Annotated in this window: 20 protein-coding genes; 8 read left to right on the top strand and 12 right to left on the bottom strand. The window is 71.6% G+C overall.

The features are described 5' to 3' along the window. Positions 1-138 precede the first annotated feature (138 nt). The 4 genes from AB0C15_RS06550 to AB0C15_RS06535 all read left to right on the top strand — a co-directional run bounded on the left by AB0C15_RS06550 (position 139) and on the right by AB0C15_RS06535 (position 4969). The gene (locus AB0C15_RS06550; protein WP_357349309.1) at positions 139-1185 is read left to right on the top strand and encodes a sugar ABC transporter permease; all 1047 of its coding nucleotides are present in this window, start codon (positions 139-141) and stop codon (positions 1183-1185) included. Position 1186: 1 nt separating this feature from the next. Further along, the gene (locus AB0C15_RS06545; RefSeq protein WP_357349307.1) at positions 1187-2155 is read left to right on the top strand and encodes a carbohydrate ABC transporter permease; all 969 of its coding nucleotides are present in this window, start codon (positions 1187-1189) and stop codon (positions 2153-2155) included. 64 nt (positions 2156-2219) lie between these two features. After that, entirely contained in the window at positions 2220-3266 is a 1047-nt protein-coding gene (locus AB0C15_RS06540; RefSeq protein WP_357349305.1) for a LacI family DNA-binding transcriptional regulator, read from the top strand. A gap of 29 nt (positions 3267-3295) precedes the next feature. Continuing rightward, the gene (locus AB0C15_RS06535; RefSeq protein WP_357349356.1) at positions 3296-4969 is read left to right on the top strand and encodes a glycoside hydrolase family 13 protein; all 1674 of its coding nucleotides are present in this window, start codon (positions 3296-3298) and stop codon (positions 4967-4969) included. Positions 4970-5698: 729 nt separating this feature from the next. On the opposite strand, the gene AB0C15_RS06530 is transcribed toward AB0C15_RS06535, so the two are convergent. The 3 genes from AB0C15_RS06530 to xylA all read right to left on the bottom strand — a co-directional run bounded on the left by AB0C15_RS06530 (position 5699) and on the right by xylA (position 9851). After that, positions 5699-7132, bottom strand: a complete 1434-nt coding sequence (locus AB0C15_RS06530; RefSeq protein WP_357349303.1) for an MFS transporter — start codon at positions 7130-7132, stop codon at positions 5699-5701. Between the two features lie 93 nt (positions 7133-7225). After that, entirely contained in the window at positions 7226-8653 is a 1428-nt protein-coding gene (xylB, locus tag AB0C15_RS06525; protein ID WP_357349301.1) for a xylulokinase, read from the bottom strand. Positions 8654-8663: 10 nt separating this feature from the next. After that, the gene (gene xylA / locus AB0C15_RS06520) at positions 8664-9851 is read right to left on the bottom strand and encodes a xylose isomerase (protein WP_357349299.1); all 1188 of its coding nucleotides are present in this window, start codon (positions 9849-9851) and stop codon (positions 8664-8666) included. Positions 9852-9929: 78 nt separating this feature from the next. Between xylA and AB0C15_RS06515 the strand changes: the two genes are divergently transcribed. Together AB0C15_RS06515 and AB0C15_RS06510 are read left to right on the top strand one after the other, a co-directional pair. Next, complete coding sequence (locus tag AB0C15_RS06515) at positions 9930-11168, top strand: ROK family transcriptional regulator (RefSeq protein ID WP_357349298.1); 1239 nt, start codon at positions 9930-9932, stop codon at positions 11166-11168. A gap of 126 nt (positions 11169-11294) precedes the next feature. Next, positions 11295-12938 (top strand): SpoIIE family protein phosphatase, encoded by a 1644-nt coding sequence (locus AB0C15_RS06510; protein ID WP_357349296.1) that lies wholly within the window; start codon positions 11295-11297, stop codon positions 12936-12938. A gap of 18 nt (positions 12939-12956) precedes the next feature. On the opposite strand, the gene AB0C15_RS06505 is transcribed toward AB0C15_RS06510, so the two are convergent. Continuing rightward, on the bottom strand, positions 12957-13583 hold the full coding sequence (locus AB0C15_RS06505) for a MarR family transcriptional regulator (RefSeq protein WP_357349294.1): 627 nt from the start codon (positions 13581-13583) through the stop codon (positions 12957-12959). Positions 13584-13679: 96 nt separating this feature from the next. On the opposite strand from AB0C15_RS06505, the gene AB0C15_RS06500 reads away from it, so the two are divergent. Next, positions 13680-14810: a PP2C family protein-serine/threonine phosphatase gene (locus AB0C15_RS06500; RefSeq protein WP_357349292.1), complete on the top strand. Its 1131-nt coding sequence runs from the start codon at positions 13680-13682 to the stop codon at positions 14808-14810. Positions 14811-14817: 7 nt separating this feature from the next. Here AB0C15_RS06500 and AB0C15_RS06495 read toward each other — a convergent pair whose 3' ends face one another. From AB0C15_RS06495 to AB0C15_RS06460, 8 genes are all read right to left on the bottom strand, one after another. After that, positions 14818-16284: a sugar transferase gene (locus AB0C15_RS06495; RefSeq protein WP_357349354.1), complete on the bottom strand. Its 1467-nt coding sequence runs from the start codon at positions 16282-16284 to the stop codon at positions 14818-14820. A gap of 231 nt (positions 16285-16515) precedes the next feature. After that, positions 16516-18273: a substrate-binding domain-containing protein gene (locus AB0C15_RS06490; protein WP_357349290.1), complete on the bottom strand. Its 1758-nt coding sequence runs from the start codon at positions 18271-18273 to the stop codon at positions 16516-16518. A gap of 157 nt (positions 18274-18430) precedes the next feature. Further along, positions 18431-19468: a lactonase family protein gene (locus AB0C15_RS06485; RefSeq protein ID WP_357349288.1), complete on the bottom strand. Its 1038-nt coding sequence runs from the start codon at positions 19466-19468 to the stop codon at positions 18431-18433. Positions 19469-19556: 88 nt separating this feature from the next. Continuing rightward, a complete protein-coding gene (locus AB0C15_RS06480; protein ID WP_357349286.1) occupies positions 19557-20159 on the bottom strand; it encodes an ATP/GTP-binding protein in 603 nt (200 codons plus the stop codon). Continuing rightward, a complete protein-coding gene (locus tag AB0C15_RS06475) occupies positions 20140-20529 on the bottom strand; it encodes a DUF742 domain-containing protein (RefSeq protein ID WP_357349284.1) in 390 nt (129 codons plus the stop codon). The genes AB0C15_RS06480 and AB0C15_RS06475 overlap by 20 nt, the downstream gene beginning before the upstream one ends. Then, a complete protein-coding gene (locus AB0C15_RS06470; RefSeq protein ID WP_357349282.1) occupies positions 20519-20941 on the bottom strand; it encodes a roadblock/LC7 domain-containing protein in 423 nt (140 codons plus the stop codon). Before AB0C15_RS06470 ends, AB0C15_RS06475 begins: the two co-directional genes overlap by 11 nt. After that, positions 20941-23304 carry a nitrate- and nitrite sensing domain-containing protein gene (locus tag AB0C15_RS06465; RefSeq protein ID WP_357349281.1) on the bottom strand — a complete coding sequence of 788 codons (2364 nt, stop codon included), beginning with the start codon at positions 23302-23304 and terminating at the stop codon, positions 20941-20943. Before AB0C15_RS06465 ends, AB0C15_RS06470 begins: the two co-directional genes overlap by 1 nt. 205 nt (positions 23305-23509) lie before the next feature. Next, positions 23510-24997, bottom strand: coding sequence for a catalase (locus tag AB0C15_RS06460; RefSeq protein WP_357349352.1), 1488 nt, complete (start codon positions 24995-24997; stop codon positions 23510-23512). 129 nt (positions 24998-25126) lie between these two features. Between AB0C15_RS06460 and AB0C15_RS06455 the strand changes: the two genes are divergently transcribed. Next, on the top strand, positions 25127-25720 hold the full coding sequence (locus tag AB0C15_RS06455; RefSeq protein WP_357349279.1) for a hypothetical protein: 594 nt from the start codon (positions 25127-25129) through the stop codon (positions 25718-25720). Positions 25721-25729 lie beyond the last annotated feature (9 nt).

The following is a 25729-nucleotide window of genomic DNA, read 5'->3' as shown; positions in this document are numbered from 1 at the left end:
TGCTCTTTCTGAACGGCCTGGCCCCCGCCCGGGCGCCCCTGGCCATCGAGCCCCGGTGCACTATGTGACCCGGGGGGGGGCCGGGCCCGGGTGGGCGGGCCGGGCCACCGGCCGAGGTGGACCCGGAAGGGAGGGTTGATGAAGTTCGACTTCGCCGATCAGCAGCCGAAGTTCCTCATGCTGATGTACGGGCTGGTCGCCTTCGTGCTGGTCGTGGGCGGTCTGCTCCTGTTGCTCGACGTGGTGCCGGCCTGGTTCGCCCGTCGGCGGGAGGCCCAGCTCGTCGCCGCCTCCGTGGGTGGGGGCCCGCTGCCCCGCCGACGCAAGCAGCGGGAAGGGCTCTTCGCGTTCTTCTTCCTGCTGCCGACGCTGCTGCTGCTCGTCGTCGGCCTGGTCGTGCCGGCCATCCGCACCACGCTGCTCTCCCTGATGGACGGGAGCAGCACCAACTGGGTGGGCCTGCGCAACTACGGCTGGATGTTCTCCGACGACTCGATCGTCCGGGTCCTGATCAACACGCTGGTCTGGGTGCTCCTGGTCCCGCTGGTGGCGACCGGCTTCGGCCTGATCTACGCCGTACTCGTGGACAAGGCCCGGTTCGAGGCGGTGGCCAAGTCACTGATCTTCCTGCCGATGGCCATCTCCTTCGTCGGCGCCAGCATCATCTGGAAGTTCGTCTACGCCTACCGGGGTGACGGCGACCAGATCGGTCTGCTCAACCAGATCGTGGTCAGCCTCGGCGGTGAACCGAAGCAGTGGCTGCTCGAGTCACCACTGAACACGCTGCTGCTGATCGTCATCATGGTCTGGATCCAGGCCGGCTTCGCCATGGTGGTGCTCTCCGCCGCGATCAAGGCGATCCCCGGCGACATCGTCGAAGCCGCCCGACTCGACGGCGTCAGCCCGTGGCAGATGTTCTGGCAGATCACCATGCCGAGCATCCGGCCGGCGCTGATCGTCGTGGTGGTGACACTCACCATCGCCACGCTCAAGGTCTTCGACATCGTCCGGACCTCGACCAACGGCAACTACGACACCAGCGTGATCGCCAGCGAGATGTACAACCAGGCGTTCCGGTACGGCCAGAACGGGCAGGGTTCCGCACTCGCGGTCTTCCTCTTCATCCTGGTCATCCCGGTCGTGATCTACCAGATCCGCAACCTCCGTCAGCAGCGGGAGGGCTGAGATGACGACCGCAACGCCCACCGTCGCCGCCGGTGCCCAGAAGACCGACGGCACCCCGTCCACCGCCGCCGGCCGGGTCCGCAAGCGGTTGAACAGCCGTACCGCGACGCTCGTCTCGATCGTCATCGCGGTGGTCTGGACGATCCCGACCTTCGGCCTGCTCGTCTCGTCCCTCCGACCGGAGGACGAGATCAAGACCACCGGCTGGTGGACGGCCTTCACGAACCCCCAGTTCACGTTCGAGAACTACCAGCAGGTCCTGTTCGGGCGGTCGGGGTCCTCCGGGCAACTCGCCGGTTCCTTCATCAACTCGCTGGCGATCACCATCCCGTCGGTACTCTTCCCGCTGGCCTTCGCATGCCTCGCCGCCTACGCGCTCGCCTGGATCAACTTCCGCGGCCGGGACTGGGTCTACATCGCGATCTTCGCGTTGCAGATCGTGCCGTTGCAGATGGCGCTGGTGCCGCTGCTGAAGTTCTTCTCCACCGGCGTCACCCTCGGCGGCGTCACCCTGATGCCCGCCTGGGACCTGGTCGACGAGCAGAAGTTCGCGCAGGTGTGGTTCGCACACACCTGCTTCGCGCTTCCGTTCGCCGTCTTCCTGCTGCACAACTTCATCTCGCAACTGCCGGGTGACCTGATGGAGGCGGCCCGGGTCGACGGGGCCACCCACCCGAAGATCTTCCGCACCATCGTGCTGCCGCTGATCACCCCGGCGCTTGCGGCATTCGGCATCTTCCAGTTCCTCTGGGTCTGGAACGACCTGCTGGTGGCGCTGATCTTCGCGGGTGGCGGCAACGAGACCGCCCCGCTCACCGTCCGGCTCGCCGAGATGGCCGGCACCCGGGGCAACGAGTGGCAGCGCCTGACCGCCGGTGCGTTCGTCAGCATCGTCGTACCGCTCATTGTTTTCCTGTCCCTGCAACGCTTCTTCGTGCGAGGTCTGCTCGCCGGCAGCGTCAAGGGCTGACCCGGCGCGCCCGCCGCCTGGTCCTTCGGGCGGCGGGCGCTCCGGGCACCGAGCGGGGGAAACCGTGACGAGGATCGATGATGTGGCCCGGCTGGCCGGAGTGTCCACGGCCACCGTCTCGCGGGCCCTGCGCGGGCTGCCGACGGTCTCGGCCGCCACCCGGCGTCGGGTGCTCGCCGCCGCCGAGCAACTCGACTACGAGGTCTCACCGAGCGCGTCCCGGCTCGCCGGCGGCCGGACCGGCACGGTCGCCGTGGTGGTCCCCCGGATCACCCGCTGGTTCTTCAGCACCGTCGTCGAGGCGGTCGAGGAGTACCTCTACCAGTGCGGCTACGACCTGCTGCTCTACAACCTGGGTGGCCGGGAGCAGGTCCGCCAGCGGGTCCTGCGTACGGCCAATCTGCACAAGCGGGTGGACGCCATGATGCTCGTCGCCACGCCACTGCGCCCGGCCGACCTGACCGCGCTTGCCACGCTCGAGTTGCCCGGGGTCACCATCAGCTCGGGCAGCAGGGTGCCCAACTGGCCGTGCGTACGGATCGACGACGTCGCGGCCGCGCGGGCCGCCACCAAGCATCTGATCGACCTCGGCCACCACCGGATCGCCCACATCTCCGGCGACCCGGACGACGAGTTGGCCTTCACCACCCACCTCGACCGACGCCGGGGTTACCAGGCGGCGCTGCGCTCCGCCGGCCTGCGACCCGACCCGACCCTGGACATCGAGTCCACCTTCACCATCGACGGCGGCAACCGGGCCACCTCCGAACTCCTGGCCCGCGGTGAACCACCGACCGCGATCGTCGCCGCCTGCGACGAGATGGCGATGGGCGCGATCACCGCCCTGCGCGACGTCGGGCTGCGGGTGCCGCAGGACGTCAGTGTGGTCGGCATCGACGACCACGACCTGGCCGGCGTGCTCGGGCTCAGCACCATCGCCCAGCCCGCCGCCGAGCAGGGCCGGCTGGCCGCCCAGATGCTGCTCGACCCGCTCGGGGCCCGACCGCCGGGCCCTGTCGTCAGTCAGCGGGGCGCCGGTTACGACACACCGGTGCTCCTGCCCACCCGGTTGGTGGTTCGGGATTCGACCGCACCACCCCGGGAACAGTGAAACCACACACCGCACCACGGGAGACGACCCTGAACACCGACCCGACGCAGCAGACCTCCTCCGGTCACCCGGCCACCGGCTGGTGGACCGAGGCCGCCATCTACCAGATCTACCCCCGTTCGTTCGCCGACTCGGACGGGGACGGCATCGGTGACCTGCCCGGCATCACCGCCCGCCTCGACCACCTGGCCGAGCTGGGCGTGGACGCGGTGTGGCTCTCCCCCTTCTACCCGTCGCCGCAGGCCGACGCCGGCTACGACGTGGCCGACTACCGGGACATCGACCCGCTGTTCGGCACCCTCGCCGACGCGGACAAGCTGATCACCGAAGCCCGGGCGCGCAACCTGCGGGTGATCGTCGACCTGGTGCCGAACCACACCTCCTCGGCGCACCGCTGGTTCCAGGCCGCACTGCCGGCCGCCCCCGGCAGCCCGGAGAGGTCCCGGTACATCTTCCGGGACGGCCGTGGTCCGGCCGGCGACCAACCGCCGAACGACTGGCAGAGCGTCTTCGGTGGTCCAGCCTGGACCCGGACGGTCGACGCCGACGGGCAGCCCGGCCAGTGGTACCTGCACCTGTTCGACACCGGGCAGCCGGACCTCAACTGGGACAACCCGGAGGTGCACGCGGAGTTCCTGGACGTCCTGCGGTTCTGGCTGGACCGCGGGGTGGACGGCTTCCGGGTCGACGTGGCGCACGGCCTCATCAAGCAGGCCGACCTGGCCGACTGGCAGGAGCCCCAGGAGATCCTCTCCGGCAACGAGGGCGACAAGCCCCGCCCGCCGATGTGGGACCAGGACGGCGTGCACGAGATCTACCGGCAATGGCGGCAGGTCCTGGACAGCTACCCCGGGGAGCGGGTGCTCGTCGCCGAGGCCTGGGTGGAGCCGGCCGAGCGGCTGGCCCGCTACGTCCGCCCGGACGAGATGCACCAGGCGTTCAACTTCGAGTACCTTGTCGCGGCGTGGACCGCACCGGCCCAGTACGCGGTGATCACCCGCTCGTTGGAGGCGACCGACTCGGTCGGCGCGCCGACCACCTGGGTGCTGTCCAACCACGACGTGGTGCGGCACGCCTCCCGGCTCGGCCTGCCGATCGGCACCGTACGCCCCAACGGCATCGGCATCGGCGACCCGCAGCCGGACGCCGCACTCGGTCTGCGGCGGGCCCGGGCGGCCACCCTGCTGATGCTCGCGCTGCCCGGCTCGGCGTACCTCTACCAGGGTGAGGAGCTGGGGCTCCCCGAGCACACCACACTGCCCGACGAGGCCCGGCAGGACCCGACTTGGGCGCGCAGTGGGCACACCCAGCGGGGCCGGGACGGCTGCCGGGTGCCGATCCCGTGGGAGGCCGACGCCCCGTCGTACGGCTTCGGACCGACCGACGCGAGCTGGCTGCCGCAGCCCGCGCTCTGGTCCGAGTACGCGCTGGACCGCCAGCGTGACGTGCCCGGTTCGACGTACGAGCTGTACCGCACGGCGCTGCGGCTGCGGCGCGCACACGGGCTGGGTCGCGGCACCCTGGAATGGTTGTCCTCCGCCGACGAGGTGCTGAGCTTCCGCAATGGCGACCTCACGGTGCTGACCAACTTCGGGGCCGCCCCGGTGCCGGTGCCGGCCGGTGCCGAGGTGCTCACCAGCAGCGCCCCGCTCGACGACGACGGCACGGTCCCCACCGACGTGACCGTCTGGCTGCGCGGCTGATCCGCACGCCAACCGGCCCGTCCAGTCGACCGGCCCGTCACGCCGAGCGGTACTCGCGGGCGGGCCGGTCGACGTGGAGCGGGCCGCTATGGAGCTGATGTCGTAAACGATTCGCCCCGCGCCCCGCGCCGGCGCAGGACGCGCGTTGGATGCTCCCGTGCGTTCCGCTCACCCACATGAGGGCACTACTTTCGAGGCGTCGACGACGCGGCGTCAGGCGCAGCAAAGGTTCGTCGACCCGCCCAGTTTCGTCGATCAAGGAGTTGTGGTGGGTGACAAAACACTAGGCAAGCACCAAACCGGGCACCACAACTCCATGATCGACCGGACCCGGACCCGGACCCGGACCGGACCGGACCGGGTTGGGTTGGGTTGGACCGGGCCTTGAAGCTTGTCACTGGCGGAACTAAGGGCACGGCGAACACCCCAGGCTGGTCTCTCCAGAACGCGGCGCCCCACGTCGATCTTGCAGTTGCTGTTGGCGAGATGAGCAGATTGCAAACTTATGTCGGGACAGAAAGTGCAAGATCGCGGCGAAGCTCAGCTCGACTTCGTCGATCATGGAGTTGTGGTGCCTGACTTGATGCCAAACAGCTGATTTGCCACCCACCACAACTCCATGATCGAGCGGGGCGCAGAACGCGATCTTGGTTGGAGCATCATTCCTTGGGCGGCGGGAGCGCGCGGCACAGGCGCGGAGACGCGTGGAGGCGCGGAGGCGTGGGGCTGTCAGAGGTGGTCGGCTCGGGTGTGCAGCAGGGAGTGCACGTTCTCGATGTCCGTCGGCGAGCTGCGCGAGGCGAGCCAGTACATGACACCCGTCGGGATGAAGAAGAGCTGGAACGCGGCCAGCCCGACGGCGAAGTTCAGCGGTGGTGGGAACGCCGTACGCAGGGCCTGGAAGGCCACCCCGACCAGCCCGTTGCCGGCGGCGCGACCGACCCCGTTGACCAGATTGCCCAGGCTGTAGACGGTGCCGCGGTGCTCCGGCGGGTTGACGTCGGCGATCAACGCGAACCAGTTCGGCGAGTTGGCCGAGGTCAACGCTAGTGCCACGATTGCGGTGAGCAGGCTCAACCCGACCGAGGGTTCGGTGAACACGCTGCTCAGCACCGCGCCTACCACCGCGCCGCCGCTCGCGCCGTCCGGCACGTCGATTGTCACCGGGACGAAGAACAACACGAGGTAGAACGGCAGCGCGGCGAGGATGCCGATCGAGGCGACGAGCGCCCGCCCTCGGGGCGTACGCCGTTGCACCGCGTCACCGATCAGCCCACCCACGATGGACAGCACCCCACCGAGCTGGAACAGGGTGGCGAAGACACTGCCGACCACCACCGCCGTGGACGTCGAGTAGCCCTGGTCTTCGGCCCGTTCGGCGAAGAGCACCGGCAACCAGACCAGCGACCCGAATGCGGCCTGCGCGGTCAGGCCCTGCAGGATCAGCCACCTGTTGGTCCGCCGGGCCAGGATGCGCGGCAGGTCGGCGCGGCTGATCCGGTAGTCGTAGTCGGCACCGGCGTCGATTCTGCCGGCCAGCTCCGGCTCGCTCGCGCCGCGCCGGATGTCGTACGTGAACAGGTAGGCCACTGTGGCGACCAGGCCGACGCCGGTCAGCAACAGGAACGGACGCCGCCAGTCGGCCGCACCGAGCAGCCCGCCGAGGAGCGTGCCAGCAAGGGTCCCGACCCCCTGGGAAAGCCCCCAGAAGCTCATCACCAGCCCCCGCCGGGTCGGCGAGATCAGGTCGGTGACGACGGAGAAACCCACCGAGCCGACCGCGCCGAGGCCGATCGCCGCGACCAGTTGCGCGGCAAGGAACGTCAGGTAGCCGCCGGCGAGCGCGCTACCGCCGGTGCCGGCCGCCCAGAGGAGCGTGCCCACCATCAGCAGTGGCTTGCGGTTGGTCCGGTCCCCGACGTACGCCCAGCCGACCGCCGCGACCGCGCTGACCAGGAAGCTGACCGCGGTGACCACGCCGAGCAGCCGCCCGGACACGTCGAACGCGTCGGAGATCGGGCCGTACAGCGGGGGGACCAGCCCGATCGCCACGTTGTCCAGTGAGGCGAGCAGCACGAACACCACGACGCTGTACAACCGGTGCGCCCGCCCGCCGCCCCGACCGTGCGGGCGCAGGTGGGGCCCGCCACTGGTCACCGTCATGACCGGCAGCAAACCAGACGCCGTGTGGGCGGTCGTCAGGCGGGTGGGTGCCGGTCATCGTCGACCGGCACCCACCCTCGTCGATCCCGACGCTCAGCGCCGGTCGAGCACCAGCCCGCGAGCCGCGGCGTACTGGTCGCGGATGGCGGGGACGGCAGGTGCCGCGTACTCCTCGGTGCCCTCGACCGCCCAGGCCGGCGGCGCGTCGCCGCCCAGGGCGACCCAGGCGGCCTGGCGGGCGGCGCCGTCGGCGACGTACTCCCCGGCCGGCGGGACGACGACCGGGCAGCCGAAGACCTGCGGGGCGATCTGCCGCACCGCGGCCGACCGGGCCCCGCCGCCGATCAGGATGACCCGGCGGGCGGTGGCACCCTGCGCGGTCAGCGCGTCCAGCCCGTCGGCGAGCGCGCAGAGCATGCCCTCCACGGCGGCCCGCGCCAGGTGGGCGGGGGTCGACGTACGCAGGGTCAGGCCGTGCACCGCACCGGTGGCCAGCGGTCGGTTCGGCGTCCGCTCACCCTCCAGGTAAGGCACCATGACCAGCCCGTCCGCCCCGGCCGGCGCGGAGAGCGCCAGCTCGGCCAGCTTGTCCAGGTCGACGCCGAGCATCGCCGCGGCGGCGTCCAGCACCCGGGCCGCGTTGAGCGTGGCGACAAGCGGCAGGAAGCGACCGGACGCGTCGGCGAAGCCCGCCACCGCACCGCTCTCGTCAGCGGCAGGCACGTCGGCGACGCTGAACACGGTGCCGGAGGTGCCGATCGAGACGATCACGTCACCGGGCCCGGCGCCGACACCGAGCGCGGCGGCGGCGTTGTCCCCGGTACCGGCGCCGAGCAGGGCCCCGCCCGGCCCACCCAGGACGTCCGACAGCTTGCCCGCCGAATCCGCCGGGCCGAGCACCTCGGGCAGCACCAGCCGCCGGCCAAAGCCCCGCTCCAGCAGGTCCAGCCGGTATTGCCCGGTGGCCGGCGACCAGTAGCTGGTGCCACTGGCATCACCCCGGTCGGTACGCAGCGCGTCCAGCCCCGGTGCTCCGGCCAACCGCCAGGTCAGCCAGTCGTGCGGCAGGCAGACGGCCGCCACCTGGGCTGCCCGCTCCGGCTCGTGGGTGGCCAGCCAGCGCAGCTTGGTGAGGGTGAAGCTGGCCACCGGAACGCTGCCGGTGGCCTCGGCCCAGAACCGACTCCCGGCCGCGCCGCCGCCGGCCTCCTCAACGAGGTCGGCGGCGGCGTCGGCGGATCGGGTGTCGTTCCACAGCAGCGCCGGGCGGACCACCCGGCCGTCCTCGTCGAGGCACACCATGCCGTGCTGCTGGCCGGCGACCGAGATCGCCGCCACGTCGGCCAACCCACCGGCCTGGTCGACGGCGCTGCGCAGCGCCTGCCACCAGGCTTCCGGGTCGACCTCCGTGCCGTCGGGGTGCGGGGCCCGACCCTGCCGGAGCAGGACGCCGGTCTCCGCGTCCCGGATCACCACCTTGCAGGACTGGGTGGACGAGTCGACGCCTGCGACGAACGGCATGGCGGCGGCCTCAGCGGGCGCCGAGCAGGTGCTCGACGGCGAGCTGGTTGAGCCGGACGAAGGCGAAGCCGCGAGCGGCCACCGCGTCCACGTCGACGTCCTCGAACGCGGACCGGTCGGCCAGGAACTCCTCGTACCCCTCGCCCTCGCCGAGCGTCGGCGTGCTCAGCTCGCCGACCTTGCTGGCGGCCAGCGCCTCGACCACCTCGGGGTCGGCGCGGAACGCCGCGGCACGCTCCTTGAGCAGCAGGTACGTGCTCATGTTGGCCGCCGCCGAGGCCCACACCCCGTCCATGTCCTCGGTGCGGGACGGCTTGTAGTCGAAGTGCCGCGGCCCGTCGTAGGTCGGCCCGCCGTCGGGGCCGCCGTTCTCCAGGAGGTCCACCAGGGCGAACGCGTTCATCAGGTCGCCGTGGCCGAAGACCAGGTCCTGGTCGTACTTGATGCCGCGCTGGCCGTTGAGGTCCAGGTGGAACAGCTTGCCCTGCCAGAGCGCCTGGGCGATGCCGTGGGCGTAGTTGAGCCCGGCCATCTGCTCGTGGCCGACCTCCGGGTTGAGGCCGACAAGCTCCGGGTGCTGCAACTGCGAGATGAAGCCGAGCGCGTGGCCGATGGTGGGCAGCAGGATGTCGCCGCGCGGCTCGTTGGGCTTGGGCTCCAGCGCGAACCGCAGGTTGTAGCCCTTGTCGATGGAGTACTGGGTGAGCAGGTTGACGGCCTCGCGGTAGCGGTCCAGGGCGGCCTGGACGTCCTTGGCGAGGTCGTACTCGGAGCCCTCGCGGCCACCCCACATGACGAAGGTGCTCGCGCCCAGCTCGGCGGCCAGGTCGACCTGACGCAGCACCTTGCGCAGGGCGAAGCGGCGGACGTCGCGGTCGTTGCTGGTGAAGCCGCCGTCCTTGAAGATCGGGTGGGTGAAGAGGTTGGTGGTGACCATGGGCACCACCAGGCCGGTCTCGTCGAGGGCCTTGCGGAACCGGGCGATGTGCTGGTCCCGGGTGGCCGCGTCGGCGCCGAACGGGATCAGGTCGTCGTCGTGGAAGGTGATGCCGTACGCGCCCAGCTCGGCGAGCCGGTGCACCGCCTCGACCGCGTCCAGCTCGGGGCGGGTGGCGTCACCGAACGGGTCGCGGGCCTGCCAGCCCACGGTCCAGAGGCCGAAGGAGAACTTGTCGGCGGGGGTGGGACGGGGTGCCATGAGCGACCTCCGGGGTGGTGTTGTCAGGTATTTGTTCAGCGATTGAATTATTTGCCCACCCTATGGCAGTGTCAAGGGGTGAGCCTCACCCACGCCCCGGCCGGCGCGGTCCGTCAGGGCAGCCTCCGCGAGCTCAACCTCGCCCTGGTGCTCGGCCGCATCGCCGCGGCCGAGCGACCCCCGTCCCGGGCCGACCTGGCCACCGCCACCGGCCTGACCAGAGCCACCGTTTCCGCCGTGGTCGAGGATCTGCTCGCCGGCCAGTTGGTAAGTGAGTCCGACCCCGCGCCCCGCTCCGGCGCCGGTCGCCCGGCCCGTGGGCTGGTCCTGGCGGATCAGGGGCCGGCCGGGCTCGGCCTGGAGGTCAACGTCGACTATCTGGCGGTCTGCGTGGTGGACCTCGCCGGGCAGGTCCGGCACCGCACGGTGCACCGGGCCGACCTGCGTCCGGTGGCCCCCGCCGACGCCCTGGCCCGGCTGGTCGAGCTGGCCGAAGCGGCCCGGGAGGATGCCGCCGACCAGGGCCTCACCCTGGTCGGGGCCGCGCTCGCGGTGCCCGGCCTGGTGGACGACGACGGGTTGGTCCGGCTGGCCCCGAACCTCGGCTGGTCCGATGTGCCGGTGCCCGCGCTGCTCGCCGAACACCCACCGCTTGTCGAGCAGGTGCCCGGCGTCCCGGCGTTGGTGGTCGACAACGAAGCGAACCTGGCCGCGCTCGGTGAGTTGCACGCGCGGCCACCCGGCCCGGCCAGCTTCCTGCACATCTCCGGAGAGGTGGGCATCGGCGCCGGCATCGTGCTCGACGGGGCCCTGTTCCGGGGCGTACGCGGGTGGAGCGGCGAGATCGGGCACCTCCCCGTCCACCCCGAGGGGCGACCCTGCCGCTGCGGCGGGCAGGGCTGCCTGGAGCAGTACGCCGGCCAGGAGGCGATCGTCACCGCCGCCGGGCTGGCCCGGGCGGAGCTTCCGGCCGACACCGCGACGGCCCGGCTGGCCGAGTTGGCCGAGGCCGGCGACGCCGCCGCCCTGCGGGCGCTGCACGAGGCCGGCACCGCGCTCGGTGTCGCGGTGGCAGGTGTCGTCAACCTGCTCGACCTGGACACCGTGGTGCTCGGCGGCGGCTACGCGGCGCTGGCGACCTGGCTGTGCCCTCCGGTGCTCAGCGAGATCGACGCCCGGGTGCTCACCGCGGCCTGGTCACCGGTCACGGTCCGGCCGTCGACGCTCGGCGCCGAGGCCGCCGCGGTAGGCGCCGCCGGATCGGTGGCCCGCCGGATCATCGCCCAGCCCGCCGGCTGGCTGGCCCGCGCCGGCTGATCGCCGCCCCGCGCCGTGGGCCTCTGTCGGGGAGGATCGGTATTCTTGCTGGCAGGCAACGATCCCCGGTGAGGAGGCGAGTAGCAGCATGCGGACACGTCGTCAGACGCGTGCGGGCGTCCGGCGGTGACCACGACCCGGCAACCCGGCGGCACCTCGCTGCCGGCCGATGAGCGGTTGGCCCGCGAGTTGCTCGACGGGCTCGCCGGGGCCGTGTTGACGACTGACGACCACGGCCGGGTCACCCTGGTCAACGCCATGGCCGCCGAGCTGATCCCGGAGGTCACCGCCGGCACCGAGCTGACCCGCTGCCCGGTTGCCGCGCTGGCCCGGGCTGTCGCCGAGGGGTCCGACCGCTTCGACGCCGACCACCACGGGCGGCGACTGCGCGGTGTCCGGCGGCAGCTCACCGGGTCCCGCTGGGCGTGGTATGTCCGTGACGTCACCGAGGAGCACGCTCGCGCCGACGCCCTACTCGCCGAACGCTCCCGCACCGCGTTCCTCGCCCGGGCCGGCAGTCGGCTGGCGCTGACCCTGCACCGGGACGAGGTCCTCCAGGCGACGACCACGCTCGCCGTCCCCTACCTGGCCGACGTCGCCGTGGCACTACCCCGACCGACCCCACCTGCCGAACCGCACGTCAGATGGATCCGGTACGCGGACGGCGAGTCGGCCCCGGTCAGCGGGCTGGCCAGCCCCACCCTGCCCGGTACCGTGCCCGGGCTGGCCGAAGCGTTCACCGGCGGAAGCGCCGAGTCAGGCCCGGTGCCGGACACCCCGCACGCGGACTCGGGTCCGGTGCCGGACACCCCGCACGCCGACCTGGCCGACCTGCTGCCACCGGGGTTCGGCCCCGTCGGCACGGTGCTGGTCAACCCGCTGCTCAGTGCCGGCGGGTCGGCCGGCGCGCTGCTGCTCGTCCGTCGACCCGGGCGGGTCGGTTTCGACAGGCGCGACGCGGAGCTGGCCCGGGAGTTCGCCGCCCGCGCGGGAGCCGCGCTCGCCACCGCCGACCTGCACGGTGAGCAGGCCCACCTGGCCCGGGTGCTATATAACAGCCTGCTCCCGCCCGAGCTGCCCGTCGTACCCGGCGTGACCATGGCCGGCGGTTACCGGGCGGCGGGCGACACCCTGCGCATCGGCGGTGACTTCTACGAGGTCTTCCCGCACTCGCGTGGCGCCCTGTTCGCGCTCGGCGACGTGTGCGGCAAGGGGGTGGGTGCGGCGGTGCTGACCGGCCGGGTCCGCCAGTCGTTGCAGACGCTTCGGCTCGTCGAGCAACGGCCACTGGAGCTGATCCACCTGCTCAACCAGGCGCTGTTCGACGCGCCGGACGCGGCGCGGCGCAGCCAGTTGACCACCCTGCTGCTCGGTTCTCTGGACCGGGAGCCGGCGGGGCTGTCCGTCCGGATAGCCGGCGGCGGGCATCCGGCACCACTGCTTGTCACCGCCGACGGCACGGTCACCGCGGTTCCGGTGGGTGGCATGCCGGTGGGGGCACTTGCGGCCGCACGATTCACCGAGACCCGGGTGCACCTCGATCCGGGCGACCTCCTGCTCGCGTACACCGATGGGGTGACCGAGGCGCGCGGGCCGCGCGACCCGGCGATGTTCGGCGAGGCCCGGCTGCGAGCCGCGCTCGTCGCGGCGGCCGGGCAACCGCCGGCGGCTCTCGTCGACCGGGTGCTCCGGGCGGTGGACGACTGGCTCGACGGGCAGGCCCCCGACGACATCGCGATGCTCGCGGTCAGCGCGTCGGCGCCGGCCTGACCGACCCGGCCGGCTCGGTCAGGCGGTACGCGCGACCGGCGGGTCGCCGGCCGGCCACTCCCGGGAGCTGCCGACCGACCGTTCCGGACCGCCCGACGGGCCGGTCCAGGCCGAGCGGGGCGGCTGAACCGGATCGGCCGACCAGTCCCTCGGTCGGCCACCGGGCCGGTCCGGGTCGTTCGGCCAGTCCCCCTGGCCAGTCGACTCGTGCGGCGGCGACTCTCCCGGCACCTGCTGGCGGCGGGCGGTCTCGTCGAACTCCCGCATACCGCGCAGCAGCGCGTCGCGGCCCTCGCGGCTCATGTCGGCAAGCACGGCGGCGAGCTGGGCCTGGCGGTCGGCCCGCAGCTCGGCGAGGAGCCGGCGGGCCTCCGGAGTGAGGTGCAGCGAGATCTCCCGCCGGTCGAAGCGGCCCGGCTCGCGCTCGAGCATGCCGGCGGCCACCAGCCGGTCGCAGAGGCGGCTGGCGGAGCTGAGCAGCATGTCGAGCCGGGAGGCGAGCCGACGCAGGTTGATGCCGTCGGACTGCTCCACCACCATCACCGCCCGTAACTGGGCACCGGAGACCCGGTTGGAGGTCCCCTCCCGGGCGGACTCCCAGATGCCCAGCAGGGCGGCGGCCGCCGCGTCCAGCGCGGCAGCCATACTCGTCTCAGGGTCCGTCGGACCGTTCAGTTCGGCCATGGTGGCCCGAGACTACTCCGAAGGCACTGGTAGTCGAGCTTTCAGCGAGGAGCGACGATGAGCGAACCGGTCAATCAGGCACGACGTGCCCTGAACGAGACGCCAGCGGACCGGCTCGTCGGTGGAATCCGGGAGGTGCTCGCCAGTTCGTACGGCATCACCGACGCCGAGCTCTATCAGGTCGACTACCGGCTCGCGGAGCTGCTGCCACTCGACGAGGGTGAATCGATCACGAGCCCCGGGCACCCGGCCTGGCGCGCCTTCGACCACCAGTCGCCGGTACTTGCCGACGGCGCCGCCTGGTTCCCGGTCACCATGCGTGGCGAGCGCCGCGGGGTGCTGTGCCTGTCACCCGTGACGGACGACCGGGAGGTCGTCGCCGCGCTGGCCGAGATCGCCACCGCGCTCGCCCACGAGGTGGCGGCGGTCTCCGCCGGCACCGACGTCTATCGGGCGGCCCGGCGCAGCCAGCGCCTCACCCTGGCCGCCGAGATGCAGTGGGACCTGCTCCCCGGCCGGAGCCGGATCCGTCCCTCGTTCAGCCTGGCCGGGCAGTTGGAGCCGGCGTACGCGGTGCGCGGCGACAGCTTCGACTGGTCCGACGACGGGGAACGACTCTGGCTGTCCACGATCAACGGCACCGGTGAGGGCGTGGCCGCCTCCCTGCTCACCTCGCTGGGCACCCATGCGCTGCGCAACGCGCGCCGGGCCGGGTTGAGCCTCGGCGACCAGGCCGCCCTCGCCGACCAGGCCATCTACGACCTGTACCGGGGCGAGCAGCACCTCTCCGCGTTGCTGATGGAGCTGGACCTGCGCTCCGGGATGATGACGGTGGTGGACGCCGGGTCGCCCCGGCTGGTCCTGCTCCGCGACGGGGAGATCACCGCGCAGCCGTTGGAGGCGCAGTTCCCGCTGGGCATGTTCGAGGCGACCGACTACCACGAGCAGAAGTTCCCCTTGATGCTCGGCGACCGGGTCTTCGTAGTCAGTGACGGAGTGGTGGAGGCCACCGGCCAGCACATGCGCTACGGCGAGACGGCACTGGACCGGTTCCTGCGGCGGACCGGGCCGATGGCACCCCTGGACGCCGTCCGGTCGCTGATCGGTGACCTGCGCGCGTTCGTGAACGGTGACCTGATCGACGACGCGGTGGTCGTCTGCCTGGACTGGACCGGCCCGCACGCCTGACCGGTGGTCAGTACGCGCCGCGGCCGTTCAGCACCGCGCCGACGGTCTTCCACAGAATGGTGAGGTCGGCGGCGAGGGACCAGTTCTCCACGTAGTAGAGGTCGAGCCGGATGCCGTCCTCCCAGCTCAGGTCGGAGCGGCCACTGACCTGCCACAGGCCGGTCATCCCGGGCTTCACCAGCAGCCGCCGGGCCACGTCGCCGTCGTAGCGGGCCACCTCCGACGGCAGCGGCGGACGCGGCCCGACCAGGCTCATCTGCCCCAGCAGGACGTTCACCAGCTGCGGCAGCTCGTCGAGGGACCACTTGCGCAGCAGCCGACCGACGCGGGTCACCCGGGGGTCCCGGCGCATCTTGAACATCAGACCGTCGGTCTCGTTCCGCGCGGTCAGCTCGGCGAGCAGCGCGTCCGCGTTGACCACCATGGTGCGGAACTTGAACACACCGAACTCCTGCCCGCCCCGGCCGACCCGGACCTGGCGGAACAGCACCGGGCCCCGGCTGTCCAGTTTGATGGCCAGGGCGATGAACGCGATCAGTGGCAGCAGCAGCGCCAGCGCCAGCGACGAGACGGACCTGTCGACGAGACCCTTGACCAGCTTGCGGGCCCCGCGGAACTCGGGTGCCTCGACGTGGATCAGCGGCAGGCCGGCGACCGGGCGGGTGTGGATGCGGGGGCCGGCCACGTCGGTGAGCGCGGGTGCCACCACCAGGTCGACGCCCGTCCCCTCCAACTGCCAGCCGAGACGACGCAGCCGGGTCGCGGTCAGCTCGCCGGAGGCGGTCACCGCGACCGTGTCCGCGCCGATCGCGGTGGCGGCCTCCGGGATGCCCCGGAACGACCCCACCACCGGCACGTCGCCGAGCCGCTGCGCCACCGGCGCGAGCAGCGCGTCCGGGATGCACGCGCCCACCACCTGGTAGCCGGCGTACGGCTCGCGGCGCAGCGTGTGGACCAGCTCCAACACGTGGGCGGTGTCGCCGACCACCAGCACCTTGCGGGACCAGCCCGCGCCGAGCGAGCGGGCCCGGTGCAGGCGCTTGCGGGCGGCGAACCGCGCCACCTCCAGCCCGACGGTGCCGACCGCGAACGAGATGCCCAGGAAGCCCCGGGAGACGCCGACGTCGGCGATGTAGCCGATGATGGCGATCGCCCCGGCCAGGCGCAGGCTGGCGGAGCTGACCCGGCGGTACTCGTCCGCCCCGTAGCCGATCACCCGGTCGTCGTAGCAGCCGAGCGCCTTCAGCGAGATCAGCCAGGCGAGCACCAACCCGGGGGCGACGAGCACGTACGGAATTTCCGAGCCGGTGGGTTCCCCCTCACCGAAACGGGTGACGTACCCGATCAGCAGCGCGATGATGAGGACGGTGGTGTCCAGCACCACCAGGACCCGGACGTAGGACCGTTCGTCGGCGCGCGCCACCAGCCCGGCGCGTCGATCGTCCGGCTCCGCCGACGTGGCGGGGGTCAACAGTGTCGCCACGCTCACCGGCCCTCCCACTCTGTACAGGATGGCCCCGGCCGACGGGTCGGGCCGTGGGCGGACCGACCATGCCGGAACAGTCGACATCCTGCCTTGACAACTATGACTGCCGATTGCTTCCGACGTATTGCCGTCACTTTTCTTCAACAACCTGTGGCCGAAAAGGGGCCCGCCACACCGAATAGACGGTACGGCAGGCCCCTCCGACGTCTGAGCGTCGGATCAGCGCGGTGCTGGCGGACGCCGCGCGATGGCGCTGAGGAAGATGCTGCCGATCTCGCTCGGGTCCTTGGTGACGAACACGTCGCCACCGGTCACCTTGGTGATCGACTCCAGCTCTGCCTTGCTGACGCCCTCACCGATACCGATCATGATCACCTGGACCGGCCGGTCCGGGTCGGCGAGCTGCTTGAGCTTGGCGAGGAGCTGCTGCTGGTTGAGGCCGTTGGCGTCCTCGTTCTTGCCGTCGGTGAACAGCACGATCGAGTTGACCCGACCGGGCTGCCAGTTCTCCTGCACCGCCTGGTACGCGGCCGCCATGGTGTCGTAGAGGCCGGTGTCACCGTTCGACGGCTTGACGGTGGCGAGCGCGCCCTCCAGTTGGGCCCGCTGGCCGGAGAGCGGGCCGATGGGCACCAACTCCCGGTAGTCCCGGTTGCCGACCAGCTTGGTGGAGAAGGTCCACAGGCCGATCGACCAGGAGTCGTCGAAGAGACCGAGACCGCGTCGGGCCGCGTCGACGGTGACCTCCTCCCGGCTGCGGTTGTTGGCGCTCGGCACCTCGTCCTTCATCGAGCCGGAGACGTCGATGACGGCGAGCATCCGACCGGACTGCGTGGCGATCGACCAGCTGGAGACGACCCGCTGAATGGCGGCCGGGTCCAGGCCACCCGCGGCGGTGCCGCCGTTGGCCGGCGCGGTGGGCGCGCCACCGGACGGGCTCGGGGCGCCCTGCGGAGCCTTGAAGCCGTCGCCCCAGTTGCCGTCGGGCGCGCGCAGCGACTGCGCGGCGAGCCGGTCCCGGAAGGTGGGGCTGGTGAGCAGCTCGAACAGCACCCGGGCGGCCGACGCCTTGCTCGGCTCGATGCCGGGCAGCACCGCGTACGGGTAGTCCAGCGGCATCGGCGCCGGCTCCATGTAGAGCGCGGCGAGCGGCACCGGCGGCTTCTTGCTGTTGTACGCGATCACGTCTTCTTCGGACAGGGCCGCCGCGCCGAGACCACTGGCGATTGACGTCGAGTCGTTCGCCGCCGGGAAACGGGCCAGCAGGTCGTTGCGGAGTGAGGAGCGCCCGGTGGCAAGTGCGCGGAGGGCCCCGACGGTGTTGCGCTGGGCGTCGCCGCCGGCGCCGTTGGCAGCCGCGGTCAACGAGAGCAGACCGGACAGGCCCGCCGCGTCGCGGGTCGGCTCGACGATCCCGGTCCGCAACGGCGCACTGGTGTTGTTGACCTGCTTGAGCAGGTCGATCCAGTTGAACTTCTTGTCCGGCCAGCCCAGCCGGGTGGCGATCGGCTCGGGCATCGCCACGACGATCGGGCTACGCGCGATGGACGCGCCGTTGGTCGGAGCGAACGCGTTGGCCTCCTTCTTCAACCGCAGCAGCCAGGTCGAGGAGTCGGGCACCCAGACGTCCGGGCTGACGGCGGTGCCACTGGCCTGCCCCACACCGGCCAGCACAGCGCCGTGCTTGGCCGCCACCACGGCCGCCACGTCGACCGGGTCGGACGCGGAGACGTCGACGCGGATGCAGGTCGGGCCCACCGCGGCGCCATCCTTGACCCACTGGGACGCGGCGGCGTCCACCGCCGGCGCCAACTCGGAGGCGACCGCCACGGCAAGGCGGATCTCCCCGGAGCAACTCGGCTGGATCAACTCCCGATAGCCGAACCACGAGCCCGTCGTGACGACGAGGACGCCGACCGTTGCGGCGGCGGCGGCGAGGTGGAGTTTCGAACGCATGCGATGGCGGCCTGCTGACACGGTGACCATCTTGCGTACTAGGTGCCGTCTCTGCCACATCCGTTCGGACTAAAGTTACGGAGGAGAAACAGTTGCCCACTTTTTTGCAACACAGAGTGACGTGGCAGCCTCGTGGCGTTGCCAAACCAGGGCAACGCTCGCGTCTCTAAACCATCGTTCAGGAGAGTACGCAAGTCGGACTCGGCACCGGCACCGGCTCGCCGACCGCCTCCGGTACGCCGGTCTCGGCGTCACGCCGGAACACCCGGACCATGTCCGCCCGCTCGTCGGCGACGTAGAGGTGCTCGCCGATCAGCGCGAAGTGTCGGGGCCACTCGCCGCCGGTGTCCACTTCGGCCACCAGCTCGGGCAACTCCCCGGCCAGGGCGAACACCGCCACGGTCCCCACCCCACGGTTGGCGACGTAGAGGAAGCGGCCATCCGGGGCGACCGCGACCTCCGAGGGCTGGACGTGACCGGCCCGCTCGCTCGCCTCGACCCGTCCGCGCTGGTGCAGCGCGCCGTCGTCGGTCAGCTCGTACGCGGTGACCGAGGCGTCCAGCTCACCGACGAGGTAGCAGCGCAGTCCGTCGGGGTGCCGGGCCAGGTGCCGGGGGCCGGTGCCGGGCGTCGTACGGATCCGCGGCGCGCGCGGCACCAGTCGCCCGGTCGCGCCGTCGAGGTCGTACCGGTAGACCGAGTCGGTGCCGAGATCAACGGCGAAGATCGGGCCCCGCCCCGTGCCCGGCGAGACCATGTGGGCGTGGGCGTGATCCTGGCGCTCCGGGTCGGGGCCGTGCCCCTCGTGCACCACCAGATCGGTGCGGTCACCGGGCACGCCCTGCGGGTCGAGCGGGAAGACCGCGATGCTGCCGCTGCCGTAGTTGGCCGCCAGCAGGTGGCCGCCGTCGGGCAGCACCGCGAGGTGGCAGGGCTCGGCGCCGCCCGTCGACCGGCTGCCGAGCGGGGTCAACGCCCCGTCCGCCCCTACCTGCCAGGCGCTGACCTCACCGGCCGTCAGCTCGTTTACCGCGTAGAGCACCGGCTGGGTGGGGTGCCGCGCCAGAAAGGAGGGGGACGGGGTGACCGCCACCGTGCCGAGCGGGGTCAGTGCCCCGGTCGTCGGGTCGCGACGGGCCGCCACGATGCCGCTGCCGCGCCCACCGCTCTGCGCGGTGTAACCCCCGATGTGGACGACCTCACCCTGACCGCTCACGTCCCACCCCTCCGCCGGCATCCTCCGTCGATCCAACCAGAGGCTGCCCGCGTTGCCCGCCCGTTAACCGGCTTTCCGGCCCCGGATCTCAGGCCGCCGGCACCGGCTCGCCGCGCTGCCGGGCGACGTGCTCCACCAGAGAGATCAACACCATCTTGCCGGACTGCCGGTCCCGGGCGTCGCAGAGCACCATCGGCACGTCCGGGTCGAGGTCGAGCGCCCGGCGTACGGTCTCCAGGTTGAACCGGCGCGAGTCGTCGAAACAGTTCACCCCGACCACGAACGGAATGCCACGCTGCTCGAAGTAGTCGATGGAGGGGAAGCAGTCGGCCAACCGCCGGGTGTCGGCGAGCACCACCGCGCCGAGCGCGCCGAAGGCCAACTCGTCCCAGAGGAACCAGAACCGGTCCTGACCGGGCGTACCGAACAGGTAGACCTGAAGGTCGTCGTTGATGGTGATCCGGCCGAAGTCCATCGCCACCGTGGTGGTCGACTTGCCCTCCACGCCGGAGAGGTCGTCCGTGCCGATCCCGGCACCGGTGAGCACCTCCTCGGTCTGCAACGGACGGACCTCGCTCAGCGCGCTCACCAAGGTCGTCTTGCCGGCACCGAAGCCTCCCGCGATGAGGATCTTCAGTGCCAGCGGGATGGTGGTGCTGGTGCCCACCTGGTCAAAGCGCACGGAGTCCACTGACCACCGCCTTGAGGATGTCGTCGTCGGGAAGAATGCCGGCGGACGGCGGCTCGTGCACCGCGACCACGCCCTCGGCGAGGAGATCACCGAGCAGTACCCGGACCACGCCGACCGCGAGGTCCAGCTCGGCTGCCAGGTCGGCGACCGACACCGGCCGGTGGGCCAACGCGACGAGCCGTCGGTGCTCCGGCAGCAGACCCGGATGGTTCGCCGCATCGACGTCCGGACGGGCCAACACGAACGCGACCAGATTGAAGTGGTCGACGGCGGAGCGCACCCGACCTCCGGTGAGCGCGTACGGACGCATCACCGGGCCGGCGTCGCCATCCAGCCACTCGTGCTGCGGCCCGGGCGGCTCAGTCCGCATCCCCGGCACCCGCTGCCGAACGGGCCGGCGCGGCGAGGCTCTCCCCCACCCGGATCACCAGCATGGCCATCTCGTACGCGACGAGCCCGATGTCCGCGTCGGCGTCGCTCACCACGGCCAGGCAGGCACCCTGCCCGGCGGCGGTGACGAAGAGGTACGCGTCCTCCATCTCCACCACGGTCTGCCGAACCGGGCCGCCGTCCACGTGCCGGCTGGCGCCCCGGGCGAGGCTGGAGAAGCCGGCCGCGAGCGCACACAGGTGCTCGGCGTCGGAGCGCCCCAACTCGGTCGAGCAGCCGAGCAGCAGGCCGTCGGCGGAGAGCACCACCGCCTCCCGGGCGGCAGGTACCCGTTGCACCAGTTCGTCGAGCAACCAGTCGAGGCCGGCGCTCTGCTTCGTCGAATGCCGCACTAGGCGTCCCTCTCAGTCGCGGTCGGGGGTTCGGGGGTCGTCGGCGGGTCGGTGGGGGCGGGCGGGACCGCCGGAGCTGTCGACGCCGTCGGGGTGGCGGTGGCGCGTCCGCGCGCCGTGCCGGCCTGCAACGCCGCCATCACCTGGCGGACCTCCTCCGGCGAGCGGGGTGACGGCGTCTCGGCGACTGTCGACCGGGGTTGGGCGGTGGGGGTACGGCGTCGCACCCGGCGGGGTAGGCCGTCCAATTCGTCGTCCGGCTCGTCGGCGGTCGCCGACCCCACGCCACGCCCGCCGGCAGGCAGGGTGGCCGCGGCCGGCGCTCCGGCCGGGGCGGGCGGGGCCGTGCTGACGGACGGGGTCGTCGGCGGGCGGGTACGGGGACGGGTCACGGTGCCCCGACGCGCCGTCCGAGCCGGCCGCCGGCTCGGGTCGGCCGACGCGACGCCGAGCGTGGCAGGGTCGGGGCCGGCCGGCGGTTCGGCGGTGATCAGGTCACCGGGGACCAGCACCACCGCCGTCACGCCGCCCTCCGCGGAGGAGGAGCGCAACCGCACCCGTACGCCGTGCCGGGCCGCGAGCCGGGCCACCACGAACAGGCCGAGTCGGGCGCTCTGCGCCGGGTCGAACTCGGGCGAGCTGGCCAGCCGGGTGTTCGCGGTCTCCAGCGCCTCGGCGGACATGCCCAGCCCCTGGTCGGTGATCTCCAGGGCGTACCCGTTGGCCACCTGCGCCCCGCTGACGGTGACCCGGGTGTCCGGTGGGGAGAAGGCGGTGGCGTTCTCGACCAGTTCGGCGAGCAGGTGGATGACGTCTCCGACCGCCCGCCCCAGCACCCCGGCCGGCTGCACGGCGGTGATGTCGACCCGCTCGTACGCCTCGACCTCGGAGATGGCACCACGGATCAGGTCGACGATCGCGACCGGGTTGCGCCAGCCCCGGCCGGGCGCGGAGCCGGCGAGGATGACCAGGTCCTCGGCGTGCCGGCGAAGCCGGGTGGCCAGGTGGTCGACCTGGAACAGTTCGGCCAGCTCGTCCGGGTCCTCGCTGCGACGCTCCATCCGGTCGAGCAGGTGTAGCTGACGATGCACCAGGCTCTGGCTCCGCCGGGCGATGTTGAGGAAGACCTCGTTGAGCCCGCGGCGCAGGGTGACCTCGTCCACCGCGGCCTGGACGGCGGTGCGCTGCACCTCGGTGAAGGCGCGCCCGACCTCGCCGATCTCGTCGTGGCCGTACTCCAACGGCGGCGCCTCCCGGGCCACGTCGACCTGCTCGCCGCGGCGCAGCCGGGTCACCACGTCGGGTAGCCGGTGCTCGGCCAGCTCCAACGCGGCGGTGCGGACGCCGCTGAGCCGCCGGACCAGGGTGCGGCCGACCCGCAGCGCCACAAGCACCGAGACGACGACGGCGACGAGCCCGAGCACGCCGGCGGCGGCCAGCCGCACCAGGATGCCGACCGCCATCGGCACCGAACGGTCGGTGAGCGCGTCGGCCTCGGACAGCTCGAAGTCCCGCAACTGCTGCTGCACCGCGTCCTGGCTCGCCTGCCAGGCGGCCGCGTCGACAGCCGGCCGGCCGGAGCGGTTGGGTACGACAAGCGCGTCCTGCATCGTGCGCAGCCGGGTGAACGCCTCGCCCTCGGTCAACCGTTGGTAGGCGCCCCGGCTGCTCTCGGGCAGGTCGGCCACCGCGCTCTCGGTGAGCCACCGTTGGTTGCCGATGGCCTGCACGAGCTGGGTGTGCTCCCCCTCGGCGAACCGTCCGGCGGTGAACGCGCCGGCCAGCAGCGCATCGCTCTGGCCGAGCAGTTCCCGGGAGCGACCCAGCGCGGTGAGCGCCAGCGCCTGCCGGTTGAGGTCCTGGTCGTCCAGGGTGGCCATGCCTGCGAACGCCTGGAAGGCCGCGGTGACCATGCCGCTGTACAGGCCGATCGCGCCGGCCCGGTCGACCTTGCGGTCGTCGATGAACTTCCGGCCGCTGGGCAGCGCCGCGAGGGCGCTGACCAACTTGTCGACCCGGGTCTCCAGCAGGTCGTCCGCGGCGTCGCGCAGGGGCTCCCCGTCGACCCGGCGGCGCAGCTCGGCGACCGCCCGGTCGGTGCGCCCGCGCTGTTCGGCGAGGGCGGGCAGCTCGGTTCTTCCGGCGAGCTGCACCACCGAGAGCCGGCGTTCCCGTTGCAGCTCGGTGACGACCGTCTCGCCGAGGCGACCCAGGTCGTACAGCAGGGTGCGGGCGGAGAGCAGGTTCAGGGCGGGCCCGAAGGTCAGTGTGGTCGCGAAGATCCACAACGCCAGGAGGGCGGTCACCGGCGCGACGACCAACGCGGTCAGCTTCGAGCGGATCGGCCAGTCGCGGGTTTTCATCAGACCTCGCCCGTGCAGGGGTGGCAGGAGGGGTGCCGGCGCCGCCGGGCGACGCGCCGACCGGCCGCCCACCCGGCCGCGTCGCCGGGCACCGGCGCGGGCGCCTTGGGCAGGATACGTAATCGAGGGCGGTTGCACTACCGCCCGTCGCGCCGACATCGACGCTCCGGGACGTGCCCCGGGTGGGCACGGCAGACTGGCGACTTCAGGCGTGGTCGGCGATGCCGAGGCCCTCGGCGACCCGTCGGCCGTAGGAGTCGTCGCACTGGCTGAAGTGCCAGACCATCCTCTCCTGGATCTGCTTGTCGCACTGGCCCAACAGGTTGACCAGGTTCTTCACCAGGTCGTCGCGCTCCCACCGGGGCATGGTGCGGAAGCGCTTACCGGCCTGGGCGTAGTTGTTCTGCCGATCGATCGGCGCGCGCACGACCTGACCCGAGACGAACGGCCGGTACTCCCGGTAGGACTCGTCGGCCTGGTCGAAACCGGCCACCGAGGACGGTTCGAAGTTGATGTGCGGGTCACCGGCCAGGTGGTCCACCGCGTACGACATCTGGCCGCCGCCCTGGTTGGTGTTGACCTGGACGTCCCCGCGCGGGGCGTTGATCGGCAGTTGGAGGTAGTTCGGGCCGACCCGGTACCGCTGGGTGTCCGAATAGGAGAACGTCCGCCCGACGAGCATCTTGTCGTCGGAGAAGTCCAGGCCGTCGACGAGCACACCGGCGCCGAAGGCGATCTGCTCGTTCTCGTTGTGGACGTTGCCGACGTTGCGGTTGAGCGTCATCATGCCGACCGGCCGCAGCGGGAAAGCGTCCTCCGGCCAGGTCTTGGTGTCGTCGAGCGGGTCGAAGTCCAGCTCCGGGTGCTCGTCGTCGCTCATTATCTGGACGTGCAGTTCCCACCGGGGGCACTCGCCGCGCTCGATGGCCTCGTAGAGGTCCTTGGAGGCGTGGCCCAGTTCGGTGGCCTGGATGGTCGCGGCCTGCTCCTCGGTCAGCGACTCGATGCCCTGCTGCGACTTCCAGTGGTACTTGACCAGCACGCCCTCGCCGGCGGCGTCGACCAGCCGGTAGGTGTTCACACCGAAGCCGTCCTGCGTCCGGTAGTTGGCCGGAATGCCGCGCGGGCTGAACAGCCAGGTCAGCATGTGCATCGACTCGGGGGTGTTGGACATGAAGTCGAAGATCCGGTTCGGCTCCTGGCGGAAGGTCACCGGGTCCGGCTTCAGCGCGTGGATGACGTCCGGAAACTTGATCGCGTCTCGGATGAAGAAGACCGGCAGGTTGTTGCCAACCAGGTCCCAGTTGCCGTCGTCGGTGCGGAACTTCACGGCGAAGCCGCGCGGGTCGCGGGTGGCCTCGGAGGAGTCCCGGCCGCCGATGACCGTGGAGAAGCGCACGCTCACCGGAGTCTTCCTGCCCCTGACCTGGAACAGCTTGGCCCGGGTGTACGTCGCGGCCGGCTCGTCGCCGATGGTCCCGTACGCCTCGAACTCGCCGTGCGCGACGAAGCCGCGGGCGTGCACCACCCGCTCCGGGATCCGCTCCCGGTCGAAATGGCCGATCTTTTCCAGGAAGTGGTAGTTCTCCAGGGTGGCGGGGCCACGCGACCCAATTGTCCGCTGCTGCTGGTTGTTGTGCACGGGGCGACCCTGCCGGGTGGTGAGGATCGGCTTGCTGGCCTTTGGGTGCATCACCACACCCAAGCGCCTTCTCTGGAATGAGTCAAGTTTGGCCGGTCGTGTTCTCCGTCAGGAAAGTGCCTCAAATCGGGATTGGCGATCACCGCGCGGAGGGAATACCAGATGACGAAGGAGGAGCCCATGTCGCCCACGCAGATAATCGTCATCGTGCTCGTCGTGCTGGTGATCGTCGCCGCACTGGCCGTGGCCGTCCGCTCGCTCAACAGCCGTCGCGCGCTGCGGGACCGGTTCGGGCCGGAGTACGACCGGGTGGTGGCGGAACAGGACAGCCGGTCCGCCGCCGAGCGCGAACTGCGCGACCGGGAACGCCGGCACGCCGAGCTCACGCTCACCCCACTCACGCCGGAGTCGCGGGCCCGGTACGCCGCGGCCTGGGAGGAACTCCAGGTCCGCTTCATCGACTCCCCCGGCGAGACCGTGGGCGACGCGGACGAACTGGTCACCCGGCTCATCGAGGAGCAGGGCTACCCGACCGGCGACTTCTCCGACCAGATCGCCCACCTCTCCGTCGAGCACGCCCGCACGCTCACCAACTACCGGGACGCGCACGAGATCCACCTGCGCAACTCCCGAGGTGAGGCCGACACCGAGGAGCTGCGGCAGGCCGTCGTGCACTACCGCGCACTCTTCGCCGACCTGTTGGGCGAGGAACCGGTCGGCCACCGCACGCCCGAACAGCGCCACCACCCGGACCACGACGCCACGAGCCGCTGAGGAGGCCAC

It is taken from the genome of Micromonospora sp. NPDC048835 (genome assembly GCF_040649995.1).
Taxonomy (GTDB): Bacteria; Actinomycetota; Actinomycetes; order Mycobacteriales; family Micromonosporaceae; genus Micromonospora.
This window is presented reverse-complemented; position numbering and strand designations above follow the sequence as displayed.

Bases quoted from the DNA above. Each gene is read 5' to 3' on its own strand.
- AB0C15_RS06550 (WP_357349309.1), top strand. From the start codon at position 139: ATGAAGTTCGACTTCGCCGATCAGCAGCCGAAGTTCCTCATGCTGATG.
- AB0C15_RS06545 (WP_357349307.1), top strand. From the start codon at position 1,187: ATGACGACCGCAACGCCCACCGTCGCCGCCGGTGCCCAGAAGACCGAC.
- AB0C15_RS06530 (WP_357349303.1), bottom strand. From the start codon at position 7,132: ATGACGGTGACCAGTGGCGGGCCCCACCTGCGCCCGCACGGTCGGGGC.
- xylB (WP_357349301.1), bottom strand. From the start codon at position 8,653: ATGCCGTTCGTCGCAGGCGTCGACTCGTCCACCCAGTCCTGCAAGGTG.
- xylA (WP_357349299.1), bottom strand. From the start codon at position 9,851: ATGGCACCCCGTCCCACCCCCGCCGACAAGTTCTCCTTCGGCCTCTGG.
- AB0C15_RS06505 (WP_357349294.1), bottom strand. From the start codon at position 13,583: ATGGCTGCCGCGCTGGACGCGGCGGCCGCCGCCCTGCTGGGCATCTGG.
- AB0C15_RS06500 (WP_357349292.1), top strand. From the start codon at position 13,680: ATGAGCGAACCGGTCAATCAGGCACGACGTGCCCTGAACGAGACGCCA.
- AB0C15_RS06475 (WP_357349284.1), bottom strand. From the start codon at position 20,529: ATGCGGACTGAGCCGCCCGGGCCGCAGCACGAGTGGCTGGATGGCGAC.
- AB0C15_RS06465 (WP_357349281.1), bottom strand. From the start codon at position 23,304: ATGAAAACCCGCGACTGGCCGATCCGCTCGAAGCTGACCGCGTTGGTC.
- AB0C15_RS06460 (WP_357349352.1), bottom strand. From the start codon at position 24,997: ATGCACCCAAAGGCCAGCAAGCCGATCCTCACCACCCGGCAGGGTCGC.
- AB0C15_RS06455 (WP_357349279.1), top strand. From the start codon at position 25,127: ATGTCGCCCACGCAGATAATCGTCATCGTGCTCGTCGTGCTGGTGATC.